This is a genomic window from Bacillus zhangzhouensis (genome assembly GCF_000715205.1).
In the GTDB taxonomy this organism is placed as follows: Bacteria; Bacillota; Bacilli; order Bacillales; family Bacillaceae; genus Bacillus; species Bacillus zhangzhouensis.
The window spans coordinates 230,813-246,351 of record NZ_JOTP01000001.1; the positions used below are offsets into that span (position 1 = coordinate 230,813).

The 15,539-nt window shown below is 41.6% G+C and carries 17 protein-coding genes and 1 pseudogene; 13 read left to right on the forward strand and 5 right to left on the reverse strand.

Features of this window, described 5'->3' with window-relative positions; translation table 11 throughout:
• The first annotated feature begins 216 nt into the window (after nucleotides 1–216).
• Nucleotides 217–2,187 carry a S9 family peptidase gene (locus tag BA70_RS01170; RefSeq protein WP_034317066.1) on the forward strand — a complete coding sequence of 657 codons (1,971 nt, stop codon included), beginning with the start codon at nucleotides 217–219 and terminating at the stop codon, nucleotides 2,185–2,187.
• Between the two features lie 244 nt (nucleotides 2,188–2,431).
• Here BA70_RS01170 and BA70_RS01175 read toward each other — a convergent pair.
• A pseudogene (locus tag BA70_RS01175) lies at nucleotides 2,432–2,731 on the reverse strand (NifU family protein).
• Between the two features lie 121 nt (nucleotides 2,732–2,852).
• Between BA70_RS01175 and BA70_RS01180 the strand changes: the two are divergent.
• Together BA70_RS01180 and BA70_RS01185 are read left to right on the forward strand one after the other, a co-directional pair.
• Nucleotides 2,853–3,182 (forward strand): YuzD family protein, encoded by a 330-nt coding sequence (locus BA70_RS01180; protein ID WP_034317069.1) that lies wholly within the window; start codon nucleotides 2,853–2,855, stop codon nucleotides 3,180–3,182.
• A gap of 100 nt (nucleotides 3,183–3,282) precedes the next feature.
• Complete coding sequence (locus tag BA70_RS01185; RefSeq protein WP_034317072.1) at nucleotides 3,283–3,513, forward strand: WYL domain-containing protein; 231 nt, start codon at nucleotides 3,283–3,285, stop codon at nucleotides 3,511–3,513.
• A gap of 50 nt (nucleotides 3,514–3,563) precedes the next feature.
• On the opposite strand, the gene BA70_RS01190 is transcribed toward BA70_RS01185, so the two are convergent.
• Nucleotides 3,564–4,631: an NAD(P)/FAD-dependent oxidoreductase gene (locus tag BA70_RS01190; protein ID WP_034317074.1), complete on the reverse strand. Its 1,068-nt coding sequence runs from the start codon at nucleotides 4,629–4,631 to the stop codon at nucleotides 3,564–3,566.
• A 255-nt stretch (nucleotides 4,632–4,886) separates the two neighbouring features.
• On the opposite strand from BA70_RS01190, the gene BA70_RS01195 reads away from it, so the two are divergent.
• The 3 genes from BA70_RS01195 to erpA all read left to right on the forward strand — a co-directional run bounded on the left by BA70_RS01195 (nucleotide 4,887) and on the right by erpA (nucleotide 6,684).
• The gene (locus tag BA70_RS01195; protein WP_008346813.1) at nucleotides 4,887–5,123 is read left to right on the forward strand and encodes a YuzB family protein; all 237 of its coding nucleotides are present in this window, start codon (nucleotides 4,887–4,889) and stop codon (nucleotides 5,121–5,123) included.
• Between the two features lie 270 nt (nucleotides 5,124–5,393).
• Nucleotides 5,394–6,248 (forward strand): diaminopimelate epimerase, encoded by an 855-nt coding sequence (gene dapF, locus BA70_RS01200; RefSeq protein ID WP_034317077.1) that lies wholly within the window; start codon nucleotides 5,394–5,396, stop codon nucleotides 6,246–6,248.
• Between the two features lie 73 nt (nucleotides 6,249–6,321).
• Nucleotides 6,322–6,684 carry an iron-sulfur cluster insertion protein ErpA gene (erpA, locus tag BA70_RS01205; RefSeq protein WP_034317079.1) on the forward strand — a complete coding sequence of 121 codons (363 nt, stop codon included), beginning with the start codon at nucleotides 6,322–6,324 and terminating at the stop codon, nucleotides 6,682–6,684.
• Nucleotides 6,685–6,821: 137 nt separating this feature from the next.
• Here erpA and BA70_RS01210 read toward each other — a convergent pair whose 3' ends face one another.
• Nucleotides 6,822–7,160, reverse strand: a complete 339-nt coding sequence (locus BA70_RS01210; protein WP_239646601.1) for a hypothetical protein — start codon at nucleotides 7,158–7,160, stop codon at nucleotides 6,822–6,824.
• Between the two features lie 131 nt (nucleotides 7,161–7,291).
• On the opposite strand from BA70_RS01210, the gene BA70_RS01215 reads away from it, so the two are divergent.
• Nucleotides 7,292–7,498: a hypothetical protein gene (locus BA70_RS01215; RefSeq protein WP_008346803.1), complete on the forward strand. Its 207-nt coding sequence runs from the start codon at nucleotides 7,292–7,294 to the stop codon at nucleotides 7,496–7,498.
• A gap of 46 nt (nucleotides 7,499–7,544) precedes the next feature.
• Here BA70_RS01215 and yumC read toward each other — a convergent pair whose 3' ends face one another.
• Nucleotides 7,545–8,543, reverse strand: coding sequence for a ferredoxin--NADP reductase 2 (yumC, locus tag BA70_RS01220; protein WP_034317082.1), 999 nt, complete (start codon nucleotides 8,541–8,543; stop codon nucleotides 7,545–7,547).
• Between the two features lie 390 nt (nucleotides 8,544–8,933).
• Between yumC and BA70_RS01225 the strand changes: the two genes are divergently transcribed.
• The 4 genes from BA70_RS01225 to BA70_RS01235 all read left to right on the forward strand — a co-directional run bounded on the left by BA70_RS01225 (nucleotide 8,934) and on the right by BA70_RS01235 (nucleotide 11,558).
• A complete protein-coding gene (locus BA70_RS01225; protein WP_167331419.1) occupies nucleotides 8,934–10,151 on the forward strand; it encodes an NAD(P)/FAD-dependent oxidoreductase in 1,218 nt (405 codons plus the stop codon).
• Nucleotides 10,152–10,286: 135 nt separating this feature from the next.
• Nucleotides 10,287–10,412, forward strand: a complete 126-nt coding sequence (locus BA70_RS20135; protein WP_160171266.1) for a YuiA family protein — start codon at nucleotides 10,287–10,289, stop codon at nucleotides 10,410–10,412.
• A gap of 81 nt (nucleotides 10,413–10,493) precedes the next feature.
• Nucleotides 10,494–10,814 (forward strand): YuiB family protein, encoded by a 321-nt coding sequence (locus BA70_RS01230; protein ID WP_034317087.1) that lies wholly within the window; start codon nucleotides 10,494–10,496, stop codon nucleotides 10,812–10,814.
• Between the two features lie 99 nt (nucleotides 10,815–10,913).
• Nucleotides 10,914–11,558: a 3D domain-containing protein gene (locus tag BA70_RS01235; protein ID WP_034317089.1), complete on the forward strand. Its 645-nt coding sequence runs from the start codon at nucleotides 10,914–10,916 to the stop codon at nucleotides 11,556–11,558.
• A gap of 40 nt (nucleotides 11,559–11,598) precedes the next feature.
• Here the strand turns inward: BA70_RS01235 and BA70_RS01240 are convergent, their stop codons facing one another.
• Nucleotides 11,599–12,075, reverse strand: a complete 477-nt coding sequence (locus BA70_RS01240) for a divergent PAP2 family protein (protein ID WP_034317092.1) — start codon at nucleotides 12,073–12,075, stop codon at nucleotides 11,599–11,601.
• Nucleotides 12,076–12,400: 325 nt separating this feature from the next.
• On the opposite strand from BA70_RS01240, the gene BA70_RS01245 reads away from it, so the two are divergent.
• Entirely contained in the window at nucleotides 12,401–13,891 is a 1,491-nt protein-coding gene (locus tag BA70_RS01245; protein ID WP_034317095.1) for a leucyl aminopeptidase, read from the forward strand.
• A 141-nt stretch (nucleotides 13,892–14,032) separates the two neighbouring features.
• Nucleotides 14,033–15,361 carry a Na+/H+ antiporter family protein gene (locus tag BA70_RS01250; protein WP_034317097.1) on the forward strand — a complete coding sequence of 443 codons (1,329 nt, stop codon included), beginning with the start codon at nucleotides 14,033–14,035 and terminating at the stop codon, nucleotides 15,359–15,361.
• Nucleotides 15,362–15,539: the final 178 nt, after the last annotated feature.

The window sequence follows — 15,539 nt, forward strand, 5'->3', positions numbered from 1 at the left end:
GCGCCAGTACTCGTCCTTCCTAGACTTCAAGGGTTTTCTATCACGCTGAAAAGAAGACAAAGGGCTAAAATAAAGATCATTTTAGCCCTTTGTCAACAATCTGGAACGTGCGGTGAATACGCACGTTCTTTTTTTATACTTGTTTTTAAGGGCAGAAGCAGGGATTATTATTTAGAGGATCGAACTATTTTTTATACATAAGGGGGAGATACATTCATGAAGAAATTGATAACTGCTGAAGATTTAACGAAGATTGTTTCTGTTTCTCATCCGGTCTATTCGCCAGATGGAAAAAGGGCGGTCTTTACAAAAGTCACTGTGAATGAGAAAAAGGATGATTACAATATCCATTTATGGGTTCGAGAAGAAGAAACAGAGGAGCTGTTTCAATGGACATTTGAGGATGGTAAGCATCATCAGCCAGCTTGGTCAAAAGACGGTAAGCAGCTTGCCTTTATTTTGCAAAAGCCAAAGGAAGTCCCTCAGCTCGCTCTCATCCAGAGTCAAGGAGGAGGCGTGCGTACCTTAACGAATATTCCATATGGGGTATCTCATCCTGTATTTTCTCCAGATGGATCTTTCATTTATGCGGCTGTGTCATTAAAACAATCAGAATCTGTTCATGATGAAAAAAAGGAGGAGCGAGATGAGCTTGCTCCGGCGGTATATGATGATTTGACCTATAAAGCAGATGGAAGAGGCTTTTTAGATGGACGTTTGACACAAATTGTACAAGTCGATGTCCGTTCAGGAGAGGTAGAGACTGTCACGAGTGAGCAGCATCATCATGTGAATCATGTAGTATCTCCGTGCGGGAAGTGGCTTGCCTATATTCAATCAAATCCTCAGACGTTTTACATAAGTGATGTATGTCTTCTCTCATTAGAGGATGGTACGTCCAAGAAAATCACACAATCAACAGGCGCTTATTCCACCGTATCATTTTCTCCAAACGGAGAAAGCCTGTTATACATTGGACATGAGCGCGAATTTCAAAATGCAACGTTCCCGTCATTATGGCTGTATGATCTGAAGGAAGAAAAGACCGTTCAGCTATCAGAAATGCTCGATATGTATGTGGGCAACTGTATGGCAGGGGATAGTGTCATGGGTGAAGCCAATCAGCTTCCCCAATGGACAAAAGATAGTCAGGGGTTTTATGCGCTTGTCTCTGATCAAGGAAGTACAGGGATTTATTATTTCTCCATTGAAGGTTTAGCCTATCCTGTTCGACTAGAGGCAGAACATATCACGAACTTCAGCCTTCATCCCGATGAATCAAAATTGCTGCTTAGCCGGCTGTCACCCATCTCACCAAGTGAGCTGTATGAGCTGACATTAGGGGAATCATCACTAAAGCAAATCACGTTCGAGCATGACGCCTTTCTTAAGGAGCATGTCCTATCAGTACCGGAGCCATTTTCGTTTCAGTCGAAAGAGGGCGACGATGTACATGGGTGGTTCATGAAGCCTTCTCAGATGGAAGATGGGAAGAAATATCCGCTCATTCTAGAGATTCATGGCGGACCGCATGCGATGTATGGTCATACGTATTTTCATGAATTTCAAATGCTCGCCTCTGAAGGCTATGCGATTGTGTACGTCAATCCTCATGGCAGTCATGGGTACGGACAGATGTTTACCGATCGTGTGAGAGGAAGCTATGGTGACGTTGATTATGAGGATGTCATGCTGGCTGTTGATCATGTGCTGGAAGCCTATGATTTCATTGATGAAATGAGGCTTGGAGTGACAGGCGGGAGCTATGGTGGTTTTATGACCAACTGGATTGTCGGACAGTCAGACCGCTTTCGTGCAGCCATCACACAGCGGTCCATCTCGAACTGGATTAGTTTTTATGGCATCAGTGATATTGGCTATTTCTTTACAAGGTGGCAGATTGATGGGGATATTTATGATTCGGTTGATAAGCTATGGGATCGTTCGCCGCTCAAGTATGTGAAACAGGTGAACACGCCGCTTCTCATCTTGCATAGCGATGAAGATTATCGCTGCCCAGTCGATCAAGCAGAGCAGCTTTTTGTGGCATTGAAGGAGCTTGGAAAAGACACAAGGCTGGTCAAATTCCCGAAGGCATCTCATGATTTATCCAGAAGCGGTCATCCGGGGCAGCGTATTCAAAGACTGACCTTTATTCAAGAATGGTTTAGAGAAAAGTTATCCTAATGAAAAAAACGACCCAAATCGGGTCGTTCAGCGTGAAGACAAACCCTCGCATTCGGTGTCAGTCCTGCGTGCTGGTGCTCACGAATATCAAATTCGCTCCGCGCCAGTACTCGGCCTTCCTAGACTTCAAGGGTTTTCATATCACGCTGTGAAAACCTTTGAAGTCTAGGAAGGACGAGCACTGGAGCGGAGCGAATTTGAGTTAAAACGATCCAAATCGGGTCGTTTTCATGTCATATATGAATTAGAAAACCTGTTCAACTTCTACAACGCCAGGCACTTCTTCTAATAATGCGCGCTCAATACCGGCTTTCAATGTAATGGTTGAACTTGGGCAGCTGCCGCATGCACCAAGAAGACGTAATTTGACAATACCATCTTCAATGTCTACAAGCTCACAGTCTCCACCATCACGTAATAGAAATGGACGAAGTTTGTCTAGTACTTCCTGTACTTGGTCTTTCATTTCGACTTCAGTCATTAGATACAATCGCTCCTTTCACAACATATCACCATTATATTCATCTGGACGATAAAAATCTATTGATTGGTTTCAAAGTTTCCTTCTCATTATAGCACAATCTCATCTTGAAACAAAAAGTGATTTTGACTTTTTTCATACAGAAAGTTCAGCTAAAATAAAGGAAGAATAGGGGGCTTGTCAAATGAACCAAACCGTTGATCTTTATGTATATGGAAGAGATGTACTGTGCGCTAGCTGCGTGAATCTGCCTTCTTCAAAAGATACATTTGAGTGGTTAGATGCAGCGTTAAAACGAAAATATCCGAATCAGCCGTTTCGCATCACATATATTGATATTGAGCACCCGCCAGAAAACGAACGCCAAAAGGAATTGTCTGAACGAATTCTTGATGATGAATTCTTTTATCCACTTGTCCTAGTGGAGGATCAAATTGTTGGAGAGGGCAATCCAAAATTAAAAGACATTTATCAAGAAATGGAGAAATACGGGTACAAAGAGAGCAGTGAATAAGCTGTTCTTTTTTTGAGAAAATAAATAGAACAAGCGTTCCTTTTTGTGTTGAGAAAGAACATTTGTTCGTATATAATGGAATAAAAGGAGCGTGAGCATCATGAATTATTTACTGAAACAATCTCTTCATCAGCAAATACCGATTGATATGATTTATATGAAGAAAAACGGAGAGTGCACAAAGAGAAAAATTATTGTACACCGTCAATCGGAACAGCTCATCCAAGCGTATTGTTTATCGAAGAAGACAATGAGAACTTTTCGTAAAGACTGCATCCTTGCCCTTGCTCCGATCAAATTGACCAATCCATCGGCACATGCCGTTTCATAGAAAAAAGCTCCTTCGTCAGGAAGGAGCTTTGAGAAAAAATTCACATGAGTTTAGCCATTGTGATGCTTGTACATCCAAAGAAGTCCAGATTTTAGGAGTCTTGGCACACGGCCAACAAGTGGACGATCCGCAACTAAGCCAAAGCCGGCTTTTTTCCCTAAAGAGCCTAGTACCCCTTTTAGCTTAAACTGAGGATAAGCTTCAGGAAGCGGCTCGTTTTTCCAGCGTTTTTGTAGAGATTGGACAATTTGTTCTGCCTGCGCCTCGGCAAGCTGTGCACTTGGGGCATGCGGTAGACTTGCGCAATCACCCACGACATATACATGCTCATCTCCAGGGAGATTGTGATGAGGAGTTAATACGACGCGGCCTTGTGCGTCTTTTTCAACATCCATGTCTCTTATCACTTTGCTTGGCTGAATGCCTGCTGTCCACACAATAACTTCTGCTTCAATCGCGTCGTCATGGTTGTAAACAACGCCTTCTTCAACCTTCGTTATATTGGCGCAGTTAATGATCTGTACATCATTTTCTTCAAACCATTTCTGCACATATAAACTTAATCTTTTTGGGAAGCTTGATAGAATCAGTTCTCCACGGTCAAAAAGAATAATGTTTAAATCGGTGCGGCTTTCTCGCAGTTCACTGGCTAGCTCTACCCCGCTAAGTCCAGCCCCGACAATGCCAACCGTTGCGCCTGCACTCAAATTGTTTAATTTGTTATACGTATGCCTTGATTGATCAATGGTTTGAATGCTGTATGTATGTTCTTTTGCACCAGGGACATTATGGTACTTGTCCTCACAGCCAAGTCCAATGACCGTGTCATCATATGGAATAGGTTCACGGTCGCTGAATAAGATCTGTTTGTTTTCAATATCAATTTTTTCTACTTCCCCGTATTGAATATCCAGCTTCGGATGCTCTGGAAAAGATACTCGAATGTGATGATCAGAGATCGTTCCAGCAGCAAGTGCATAATATTCTGTTTTTAAACAGTGGTAAGGATTTCGATCAATTAATGTGATAGTAACATCATCAGGTAATTGATTTGGCAATAAGCGGTGGAGAACCCGCATATTCCCGTAACCTCCGCCGATCAAGACTAAATTTTTCATGACGATTCTCCTTTTCCCCCTAGACATTGAAAAACACTTATACTAAAAAACTTTAAGTTAAAATACCAAATAAAATTATATCGAATTTACTGTGAAACCACAATAATTGTTTCAAAATAACCTACATATTCATCAGTTAGTCCTAAATAGTAAAACATTTTACGAGGAATAGGCGTAACGTTGTAGAAGAAGCTCATGTTTTGACTAATAGAAGGAATTTCGGTAGGATGTAAAGGCGATGTGAGGTGAAGCACAGTGTTTCCATTAATCGAATTTTGTGTAAGTAATCTTGCACAAGGGTCTCAAGAAGCAAAAGAGAAGCTTGAAAAAGACCCAAACCTAGACGTGATGGAATACGGCTGTTTAAGCTACTGCGGCAAATGTATGGACTCCCCATTTGCGCTTGTAAATGGAGAATTTGTTTCAGGAGAAAATGCAGAGCAGCTAGTTGAGCGTATTTATGCTTTTATAGAGGAAAATGACATGTTTTAAATGCACCGCATGGGTCATGAGGTGCATTTTTTTCACACTTCCCGCTTCCATTTTTAAGGAGAATGAATAGAAAGCGCATTCAATATGTTATGCTAATAAAATATCATCAAAATGAAGCATCACACGAGAGAAAAAGAGGCATATGCATAATAAAAGCCCTTTGCCATGGCAGCAAAGAGCTTCTATGTATGAAAAACGGGGGATGATAAGATTGTCTCCTGAATCGACTCCTTTTATACTATAAAGAAACAACATTTTTGGAGGTCGCTCATGACATCATTTCAATTCACGAAAATGCACGGACTAGGAAATAATTATATTTACGTCAATCAGATGAAGGAACAGCTTCCAGATGAGCAGCTATCAGAGATAGCGATCCGCGTGTCTTCTGTTTATACAGGAATCGGTTCAGACGGGATGATTCTCATTTGTCCATCAGATGTTGCACCTGTGAAAATGCGCATTTTCAATAATGATGGATCAGAGGGGAAAAACTGTGGGAACGGGCTGCGCTGCGTCGCAAAATATGTGTATGAGCATCAAATTGTGACAGACACAACGTTCCAGATTGAAACTTTGTCAGGACTCGTTGAAGCTACTGTCCATATCAAAGATGATCACGTTCAGTTAGTCACAGTAGATATGGGAAAACCACGTTTTGAAAAAGAAGCGATGCCGATGCTTGGTGAACCGGCCAGCACAACCATCAATGAGGCACTTGATTTTGGCACGGCGACTTTAAATGGAACGGCTGTTTCAATGGGTAACCCGCACATCGTTTTCTATTTAGAGGACATTGAGAAAGCTCCGCTCGATACACTTGGACCAATCATTGAAAAGCATGAAATGTTCCCAGAAGGCGTCAATGTAGAATTTGTGGAACGCGTCAGTGAAACGGAACTGCATTTTCGCGTGTGGGAAAGAGGATCAGGGATAACGCAAGCGTGCGGAACAGGAGCATGTGCTGCGGCTGTATCAACGATTGTGAATGGACATGCGAAAAAAGAAACGGACATGACCGTTCATCTAGCTGGCGGAGACCTGAATATTCGCTGGAAAGACAATGACCATGTACTGATGACAGGACCTGCTGAAACGATTTGTGACGGCACATTTTATCTCTAAACCATTTATTTGAGAAAAGGCATCATCACGTTTATAATTGAAAAGAAACATCCAGTCAAAAGGAGGGATGATCATGAGTACACCAGTAACCATTACAGAAGCTGCTGCACTGCAGATTAAAGATATGATGAAAGAACACGAAGAAGAAAATGCGTTCCTGCGAGTGGGCGTAAAAGGCGGCGGCTGCAGCGGTCTTTCATACGGAATGGGCTTTGACCATGAAGTCTCAGAGAAAGACACGCAATTTGAACAGCACGGCATAAAGGTCCTTGTCGACTCCGAAAGCCTTGATATCATGAACGGCACCATCATTGATTTCAAACAATCACTAATGGGCGGCGGTTTCACCATCGACAATCCGAACGCCATTGCGTCATGTGGATGTGGTTCTTCTTTCAGAACAGCCACGAATACCGGTTCGCCGGAAGAGTGTTAATCATGTGATCTTGAATAAAAAGATAAGCCTTCTTTTTCGTTTTTTTGTTAAACAAAACGATCGAGAAGGCTTTTTTTGTCTGATTGAGAAAGACGGGGTAAAGAAAAAAAAACGCTCATCCAGCGCCACTTTCTCCATCATTCTTCTTCTGTTTTTAAAAGTTCTTTATCAAGGATATAAACCAACTCTTGTGTACTAGACAAATAGATCACCACTTCTTTATTGACATCTTCCACATGGACTTCAGCCTCAACTCGAATCTTTACTGGTTCTCCGCGATACATCACTTCAAATGTACCGATTTCTTTCGTTTCATTGTCTTTTTTCATTTTCTTAACTTCGGTATGTATGTGTTTGATTTGTTGATCACTCAAACCAGAATCTACAATCGAAGTGGAAACATGTTTTAAAAAAGTCTCTAAATTATCAAAGTCAATATTCAACCCTGCTGCGAATTCAGCAAATGAAACCTTCATTGGGGCATCGTATCAAGATGATAAATCGCTCAATTTTGTTACAGCTTGCCCGAACAACTGGCTATTTCCCCACGAAAAGAGTATCATGAAAACCAAACATAAACTGTAGTCAGAAAAGAGGTTGCTGAGGTTTGAGTGAACAAATCAATTGCAGGAACTGTCATGAACTGATTCCGTATCGTTCAAAAACGTGTCCATCTTGCGGTATAGATAAGCCACTTCCGAAAAAGGAACGTGTGAAGGATCGGGTGATTTTGGTTGTGGCAGGGATTGTTGTAGTGCTGCTTGCTGCAATGGTACTTGGGATGGCAAATGCCTATATTGGGATTTTTAAATAAACGAAAAAGGAGTTCCGCGAGTGGAACTCCTTTTTTTGATCCGTCCTTATTTGTTTTCAAATAAGCTTGTGGAATGGAGAGGCTGTACACGGGCTTTCGGGTCCATGTAGGCTTTCGCATTGTTGACAGCCGTTGGTGCTTCACCAAATCCGCTTGCAATCAATTTGACTTTTCCTTCATACGTACAGATGTCTCCTGCTGCATAGAAGCCTTCAATGTTCGTTTCCATTGTGGATTTGACCACGATGGAGTTCTTTTCGATTTCAAGGCCCCATTGTTTGATTGGTCCAAGGGAAGAAACAAAACCGAAGTTGACGATCACATCGTCCACATCAAGCACTTGTTTTTTGTCTCCTTTGACTTCTTCGAGTACGATCTGTTCAATGCGGTCTTCACCAATGAGCTCAGTAGGCACAAATGGTGTCAGTACATTGACTTTCGAGTTGTGCAGATTCTCTACACTGTGCTCATGTGCGCGGAATTTATCACGGCGGTGAATAATGGATACTTCTTTTGCGATTGGTTCAAGCATCAGTGCCCAGTCCACCGCAGAGTCTCCGCCGCCAAGCACAGCGACACGTCTGCCAGCAAATTGGTTCAAGTCATTAATGAAGTAATGCAGGTTGCTTCCTTCAAATGATTCTGCTGCACTTAGTTCAAGCTTTCTCGGTTGGAATGCACCGTTACCAGCTGTAATGATGATCGTTTTAGAATAATGAACCTCTTGATTTGTGACAAGTTTAAAAATACCATCTGCCTGCTTTTCAACAGTTTCAACTGCTTGTTCTAAGCAAATGGTTTGCTCAAATTTATCCATTTGTTCCTTTAAATTATCAACTAATTCTTGTGCGCGGATTTTTGGGAAACCAGCCACATCATAAATATATTTTTCAGGGTAAAGAGCGGATAGTTGACCGCCGAGCTGAGGAAGGCTTTCAATGATTTTCACACTTGCCTGTCTCATGCCTCCGTAAAACGCAGTAAACAATCCAACTGGGCCGCCCCCGATAACGGTAATGTCATATACCTTAGAATCTTCTTGCATTCCTTTAATCCTCCCAAATGAAAATTGTTATCACTATATCATATCATACCACATATGACCGTTTGACTTGTTTTGAAAAACTTGTCGTTTTTTGATACCGTTGCTCTGAATAAGAGGAAAAAGTGAGAAAGACCGTTTATCATAAGGATTTTCAGTATAAAGCCTTGAAAAAAGGAGCAGAACTCGCTATTATTGTTAAGGGAACTAAATATTAATTTTTTATGAATTTTTGTCGGATACGGTCAAATGCTTTCGTTTTTTGTAGGTGAAAGTTCAGATTTTCACATACTTATTTTTTGTTTAAATTTCATAAAATGCGGCAAAGCGGTTGAGAATAACGATATGTAATTCTTTATCCGTTTTACAGCAAATTTAAAAAAGGTGGATGTGATTCCAGTGAATAAACCGAAAATCGTTGTATTAGGTGCAGGTTATGGCGGATTAATGACTGTAACAAGATTAACAAAACAGCTTGGCACAAATGATGCGGACATTACTCTTGTGAACAAGCATAATTATCATTACGAAACAACATGGCTACATGAAGCAAGTGCAGGTACACTTCATCATGATCGCTGTCGTTATCAAATCAAAGATGTGATTAACAGTTCCCGTGTCAACTTTGTACAAGCAACAGTTGAAAGCATTGATAAGGAAGCGAAGAAAGTTGTGACATCAGATGGCGAACTTTCTTATGACTACCTTGTTGTCGCACTTGGTGCTGTTCCTGAAACATTTGGCATCGCAGGACTGAAAGAATATGCATTCTCCATCTCTAACATCAACTCTGCTCGTCAGCTTCGTGAGCACATTGAGCTTCAATTTGCGACGTATAATACTGAAGCTGAAAAACGCCCAGAGCGTTTGACAATCGTTGTCGGCGGTGCAGGCTTCACAGGTATTGAGTTCCTTGGTGAGCTTGGAAACCGTGTGCCTGAGCTGTGCAAAGAGTATGATATTGATCAAAAAGACGTGCGTATTATCTGTGTAGAAGCTGCGCCAACAGCTCTTCCAGGATTCGATCCTGAATTGATCGACTATGCGATGAACTACCTTCAAGGTAAAGGTGTTGAGTTCAAAATCGGTACAGCGATCAAAGAATGTACGTCTGAAGGCATCATTGTTGGAAAAGACGATGATACGGAAGAAATCAAAGCTGAAACTGTTGTTTGGGCTGCAGGTGTACGCGGTAACCCAATCGTTGAAGCAGCTGGATTTGAAAACATGCGTGGTCGCGTAAAAGTTTCTCCAGATCTTCGTGTACCAGAAAATGATGATGTATTCATCATTGGTGACTGTTCATTGATCATCAACGAAGAAATCAACCGTCCATACCCACCAACAGCACAAATTGCAATGCAGCAAGGTGAAACAGTAGCGAAAAACCTTGCAGCACTAGTAAAAGGTGGATCTCTTGAAAGCTTTAAGCCAGACATCAAAGGAACAGTTGCTTCTCTTGGTGAACACGACGCTGTAGGTGTTGCGTTTGGTAAAAAACTTCAAGGGACAAAAGCTTCTGCAATGAAGAAAATCATCGACAACCGTTCTTTATTCATGGTTGGTGGACCAGGACTTGTTCTGAAAAAAGGAAAATTCAAGTTCTTCTAAACCGTAATAGACGAAAACGTGTATCCTCGTGATACACGTTTTTTTATGAAATACGGAATATTTTCTCACTTGGTACTGGACAGAAAAATGTGTTATGATGAATTATCAGAAAATTTAGACTAAGGAGTGAGCCATATGAAGGCACAAACAAAAGAAAAGACGTCAGCCTGTCAATATTGTTCAGGAAAAGGATATTTTCAGCTACTGCTCGGCGGCTCTGAAACATGTGAGGAATGTAAAGGGACAGGAAAGCAGCATTAATCTATCTGCCTTTTCCATTGATTGACTTCATCTCTATTTCCAAGTTAAACTAATGATGGGATATTTGGGGGTGGAGATGAAGTGATCAGTTTACCAGTCGTTATCATTTCAGTTATTTTATTTTTCGTGTTATTTTTTGGCATTGGCTTTTTGCTGAATATGCTGCTAAGAATGTCATGGATTATGGCAATTTTATATCCAATTGTATGCCTTTTTATTATCAATAATCAAAAGATGGTGACATATGTAAGAGAGCCAGGTATCGCTTTTTCAGGGATAGGAGACCGCATCGTCTCACTTGCTGTGGCAGATATCATCATTTTATTAAGCGGCTTAATTGGTGCGATTGCATCAGGTTTTGTCATCAATGCACTTCGAAAAAGAGGATATCAAATGTTTTAACTCACTTGTTTACACGCAAGTGGGTTTTTTTGTTTCTCCTTTGCATAGTTTCCATTTCGTTTGGAAACAAATAGATGGGTAGAGGAGTGACAAATAGAGATGAAAACATGGATGAAACGCTTGTTCATGGCAGCCCTTTTCGTGCTTGCATTGATGACAAGCTTTACGGGCATATCTGGAGTAGAACCAAGTGATCTCGCTGCATGGGTGAAAGAGACCGATGCCGGCAAGCAAGTATCTTCTTTTTTTCAACAACAAAAAAGACAAACGATGGTGGTCAAAAGCGATGACTTGCGAGCTGCTTCTCTCGAAGAAGCGTTTAATTGGAATGAATATCCGAAGCAAAAGGTCGTTGCCACAGGCTATACAGCAGGTGTGGAATCAACAGGTAAAACAAAGGAACATCATGCATATGGCATTACATATTCAGGCGTCAAAGTGAAACGTGATTTATATTCAACAGTGGCAGCAGACCCAGCTGTCTTTCCAATTGGAACCGTGCTGTTTATCCCAAACTATGGCTATGGTGTAGTCGCAGATACCGGTAAAGCCATTAAAGGTCATAAGCTTGATTTATACTATGAAACCGTTGACGATGTGTATAGAGAATGGGGTAAAAAAGTGCTGGATGTCTATATTATCAAAAAGGGCGAAGGGACTTTAACGGAAAAAGAGTTAAATCAGCTGAATGAAGCGGAATCGATGCAAGTTTTCCGTCAGCAGTTTCAAGCCAATAAAGAATGAAAAAGCTTTGGGCCATTTGAGGTCCAAAGCTTTTTCGTTTTTACATGAAGTAATAATCTAAGAGGAGTGTCAGCAAGATTCCTGTTAAGCCACCGAAGAAGACTTCAATCGGCTTATGCCCAAGAAGCTCTTTCAATTTCTTTTGTTTCTCTTTTTCTTCCGCACTTGGGAAATTCTTTGCTTCGGCAACAAAATGGTTAAAATCTGTCACCAGTTTGTTGAGAACAGTGGCCTGTTCTCCTGCCTGTCTGCGAACACCTGTCGCATCAAACATCGTAATAATGGCAAAGATGGCGGAAATGGCAAAAATAGATGTTCCTAACCCGTGCTCTAAAGCCACTGCTGTTGAGAGAGCTGTTACGGCTGCGGAGTGTGAACTTGGCATTCCGCCTGTGCTTGTAATGAGCGACCAATCAAGTCGTCTAGAAAAAATAAATTGAATGGGTACTTTTACAAATTGTGCAAATAAGATGGCTGCAAGGCTGGCAAGCAGCGGGAAATTCGTCAGTACGCTCATGAACAAGAAACATCCTCTCTGTAAGAAAAAATATCGTGCGAAATGATTGACTGTTTACCCTAGTAAGATGAAAAAATAATAGCAGTAATAAATGTTGCCAAGTCCATGTTCATTATAACATTAAAGAAAGTAGATGTGGAACGAGGAGAACATGGACAGGGCTGCTAGGAAGGGCACCACTTTTTCATGATGCCCTTCCGCGTGTGAAAATATAAATGTTCATGAAATGAAGACAGACTGGCAATGATCGTATAGGCACGCAAATTTTGATATAATAGAAGTTCAAATGTAAAAATGGAGTTCATTGAAGGAGCGTGTGATAAATATGTTTTTCTCGACAAATGAATTGCAACATAAAGATACACTGGCCATCGGACTTTTTCAAAAGAGCCAATTATCAGGAAAAGCAAAAGAAATGGATGAATTACTTGAAGGAAGAATCACCGAATTATTAAAAGAAGGTGATATTTCATCAAAAAGGAATCAGCTTTCGAAATTTTTCCCATCCCCTGAAACAGGCATCAAACGCATTTATTTTGTCGGGCTTGGGAAGGAATCAGATTACACGTTTGAAGAGGCAAAAGAAGCCTTTGCGCATTTATTTAAAAAGCTTCATCAAGATAAAAAGCAAGCGGTTTCGATCTTGCTGGATACGTTTATAGGAAAGGATCTGTCTGCTCATGATGCAGCCCATGCCCTTTCTGAAAGCTGCCTCTTAGCTACATATGAATTACAAGATTTTAAACATAAAACGAATGAACCGGATCGATTTATCGAATTTGTTTATGCAACGACGGATCATGACACCGTTGAAATTCAGGCTAGTCTGAAAGTGGGCGAAGTCTACGGACAATCGGTCAATTCGGCTCGTACACTTGTGAATATGCCGCCGAACATGCTCACGTCCTCTGACCTTGCTTCCTATGCGGCAGAGCTTGCTTACAAGTACGAATTTGAGATTGAAATCTTAGATAAAGAACAAATGGAAGAGCTCGGGATGGGCGGTATTTTAGCCGTCAATAGAGGCTCAACAGAACCACCAAAGCTCATTGTGTTGAAATATCAAGGCAAGGAAGAATGGACAGATGTCATCGGCCTTGTCGGTAAAGGCATCACGTATGATACAGGTGGATATTCATTAAAGCCAAGAGCAAGTATGGTGGGGATGAAAACAGATATGGGCGGCTCAGCCTCTGTTTTAGGCGCGATGGAAATCATCGGCGAGCTTCGCCCAGAGCAAAATGTGATTGCTGTCATTGCCTCAACAGATAATATGATCTCGGCAGACGCAATGAAGCCGGATGATGTGATTGTATCACTGAGCGGTAAAACAATCGAAGTGCTCAATACGGATGCAGAAGGACGTCTTGTTTTAGCAGACGGTGTGACATATGCGAAGCAGCACGGTGCCTCTGTTCTTGTAGACGTTGCAACATTAACAGGCGGGGTCATTGTGGCGCTTGGAAATGAGACAACAGGTGTCATGACCAATAACGATGAACTGTACGCCCAGTTTAAAGAAGCATCAGAAGAATGCGGTGAAATGATTTGGCAGCTGCCGATCACTGAAAAAGATAAAAAACGAGTACGAAACAGCAAAATGGCTGATCTCAATAACTCTCCAGGTCGAGATGGTCATGCGATCATGGCAGGTGCTTTCATTGGTGAATTCGCTGAGGACACCCCTTGGGTTCACTTAGATATTGCAGGTACAGCGACAACAGAAAAACCTTCATGCTTTGGACCAACAGGGGCAACAGGCGTGATGGTGAGATCATTGGCGACATTTGTGGAACGATTCGAAGCAAAGAAATAAAGGTTAGGGCTCTGCCAGCTGGCGGGGCTTTTTTTATGTAATACATACGCCATTTGACGAAGTATTTTTTCTGTGGTAACATACGTTGGTACTTTAATTATCTACTACATTAGTAAACTAAAGGATTTCGGGGGTTTCACCATGAATGCAGTTGTTTTAGCGGTTGTTTTAATGTTGATATTAAGCTTACTGCGAGTCAATGTGGTTATTGCGCTGGCACTTGGCGCTTTAGCGGGTGGGCTTGCAGGTGGATTAGGTCTTGGAGGAACAGTTGAAGCCTTTACTGACGGGCTCGGTGGAAATGCGACAGTTGCGATTAGTTATGCGCTTTTAGGGGCCTTTGCTGCGGCGCTGACGAAAACGGGTCTTCCAGATGCCATGGTTGAAGGAGCAGTGAAGCTTCTAGGAAAAGAAGGAGACTCAAGAAGAAAAACATTATCAAAAGTGCTCATCATTCTTGTCATTTTGATCGTATCCTGTTTTTCACAAAACGTCGTTCCTGTTCACATTGCCTTTATTCCGGTCTTAATCCCGCCATTATTAAAGGTGTTTAACGAGCTTCAAATTGACCGCAGACTGCTAGCATGTGTCATGACCTTCGGACTCACTGCACCATATATTTTACTTCCAGTCGGTTTTGGACAGATTTTCCATGGAATGCTCCGTGACAATATGAAGGATGCAGGTCTAGCTGTGAATTTAGCAGATATTCCATATGCAATGCTGATCCCTGTTGGGGGTATGGTGCTAGGATTGATCGTCTCTCTTTTCGTGTATCGTAAGCCAAAAATATATGTGGATCGCGATATTACAGATGTAGAGAAATCAGCGTATACGAAAAAAAGTCTATTCTTTGCTGGTCTTGCCATCCTCGTGTCATTGATTGTCCAGCTTTATCTGTCTCAAAGCCTTGGCGTGGAAGGTATGATCTTCGGTGCACTTGCAGGACTGCTTGTCTTGTTTGTGACCGGAATGATGAAACGCGATGAAGCAGATCAACTGATTACATCTGGAATGAACATGATGGCATTTATCGGTTTTGTCATGCTTGTTGCGGCTGGATTTGCCAACGTTTTAACCAAAACAGGAGACATTGAAACGCTTGTTAAAGCATCTTCACAATTTATCGGCAACAGCCAGAGCCTTGCGGCCATTTTAATGCTGCTTGTGGGTCTGCTTGTGACAATGGGGATCGGATCATCATTTGCAACGATTCCGATTATTACGACCATCTTTGTTCCACTTTGTTTACACCTAGGGTTTAGTCCAATGGCGACCATTGCAATTATTGGTTCAGCTGCGGCTGTTGGGGATGCAGGTTCTCCAGCAAGTGACAGTACGCTTGGACCGACATCTGGTTTAAATATGGATGGACAGCATCACCACATTTGGGGTACATGTGTCCCGACTTTTATCTATTATAATATCCCGCTTGTTCTGTTCGGCTGGCTTGCGGCGATTATCCTGTAAGATGAAAAGCTTGTAGAGAAAACGATGTTTTTTTCTATAAGCTTTTTTGTTTTGTGCTGTTTCTCTCTATTTATCAGATGTCTGTGAAGCAATCTGATTTTCCGCTGTTCGAATGTCAATAAAAAATAGGACAAAAGTAAAACTAAAAGGCATGAGTCCGATACAATATCGAACCCAT

What these genes read in the sequence shown, in the direction of transcription:
- BA70_RS01170 (WP_034317066.1), top strand. Translation starts at nt 217, where the DNA reads ATGAAGAAATTGATAACTGCTGAAGATTTAACGAAGATTGTTTCTGTT.
- BA70_RS01180 (WP_034317069.1), top strand. Translation starts at nt 2,853, where the DNA reads ATGAACCAAACCGTTGATCTTTATGTATATGGAAGAGATGTACTGTGC.
- BA70_RS01185 (WP_034317072.1), top strand. Translation starts at nt 3,283, where the DNA reads ATGAATTATTTACTGAAACAATCTCTTCATCAGCAAATACCGATTGAT.
- BA70_RS01190 (WP_034317074.1), bottom strand. Translation starts at nt 4,631, where the DNA reads ATGAAAAATTTAGTCTTGATCGGCGGAGGTTACGGGAATATGCGGGTT.
- dapF (WP_034317077.1), top strand. Translation starts at nt 5,394, where the DNA reads ATGACATCATTTCAATTCACGAAAATGCACGGACTAGGAAATAATTAT.
- erpA (WP_034317079.1), top strand. Translation starts at nt 6,322, where the DNA reads ATGAGTACACCAGTAACCATTACAGAAGCTGCTGCACTGCAGATTAAA.
- BA70_RS01210 (WP_239646601.1), bottom strand. Translation starts at nt 7,160, where the DNA reads ATGAAGGTTTCATTTGCTGAATTCGCAGCAGGGTTGAATATTGACTTT.
- yumC (WP_034317082.1), bottom strand. Translation starts at nt 8,543, where the DNA reads ATGCAAGAAGATTCTAAGGTATATGACATTACCGTTATCGGGGGCGGC.
- BA70_RS20135 (WP_160171266.1), top strand. Translation starts at nt 10,287, where the DNA reads ATGAAGGCACAAACAAAAGAAAAGACGTCAGCCTGTCAATATTGTTCA.
- BA70_RS01235 (WP_034317089.1), top strand. Translation starts at nt 10,914, where the DNA reads ATGAAAACATGGATGAAACGCTTGTTCATGGCAGCCCTTTTCGTGCTT.
- BA70_RS01240 (WP_034317092.1), bottom strand. Translation starts at nt 12,075, where the DNA reads ATGAGCGTACTGACGAATTTCCCGCTGCTTGCCAGCCTTGCAGCCATC.
- BA70_RS01245 (WP_034317095.1), top strand. Translation starts at nt 12,401, where the DNA reads ATGTTTTTCTCGACAAATGAATTGCAACATAAAGATACACTGGCCATC.
- BA70_RS01250 (WP_034317097.1), top strand. Translation starts at nt 14,033, where the DNA reads ATGAATGCAGTTGTTTTAGCGGTTGTTTTAATGTTGATATTAAGCTTA.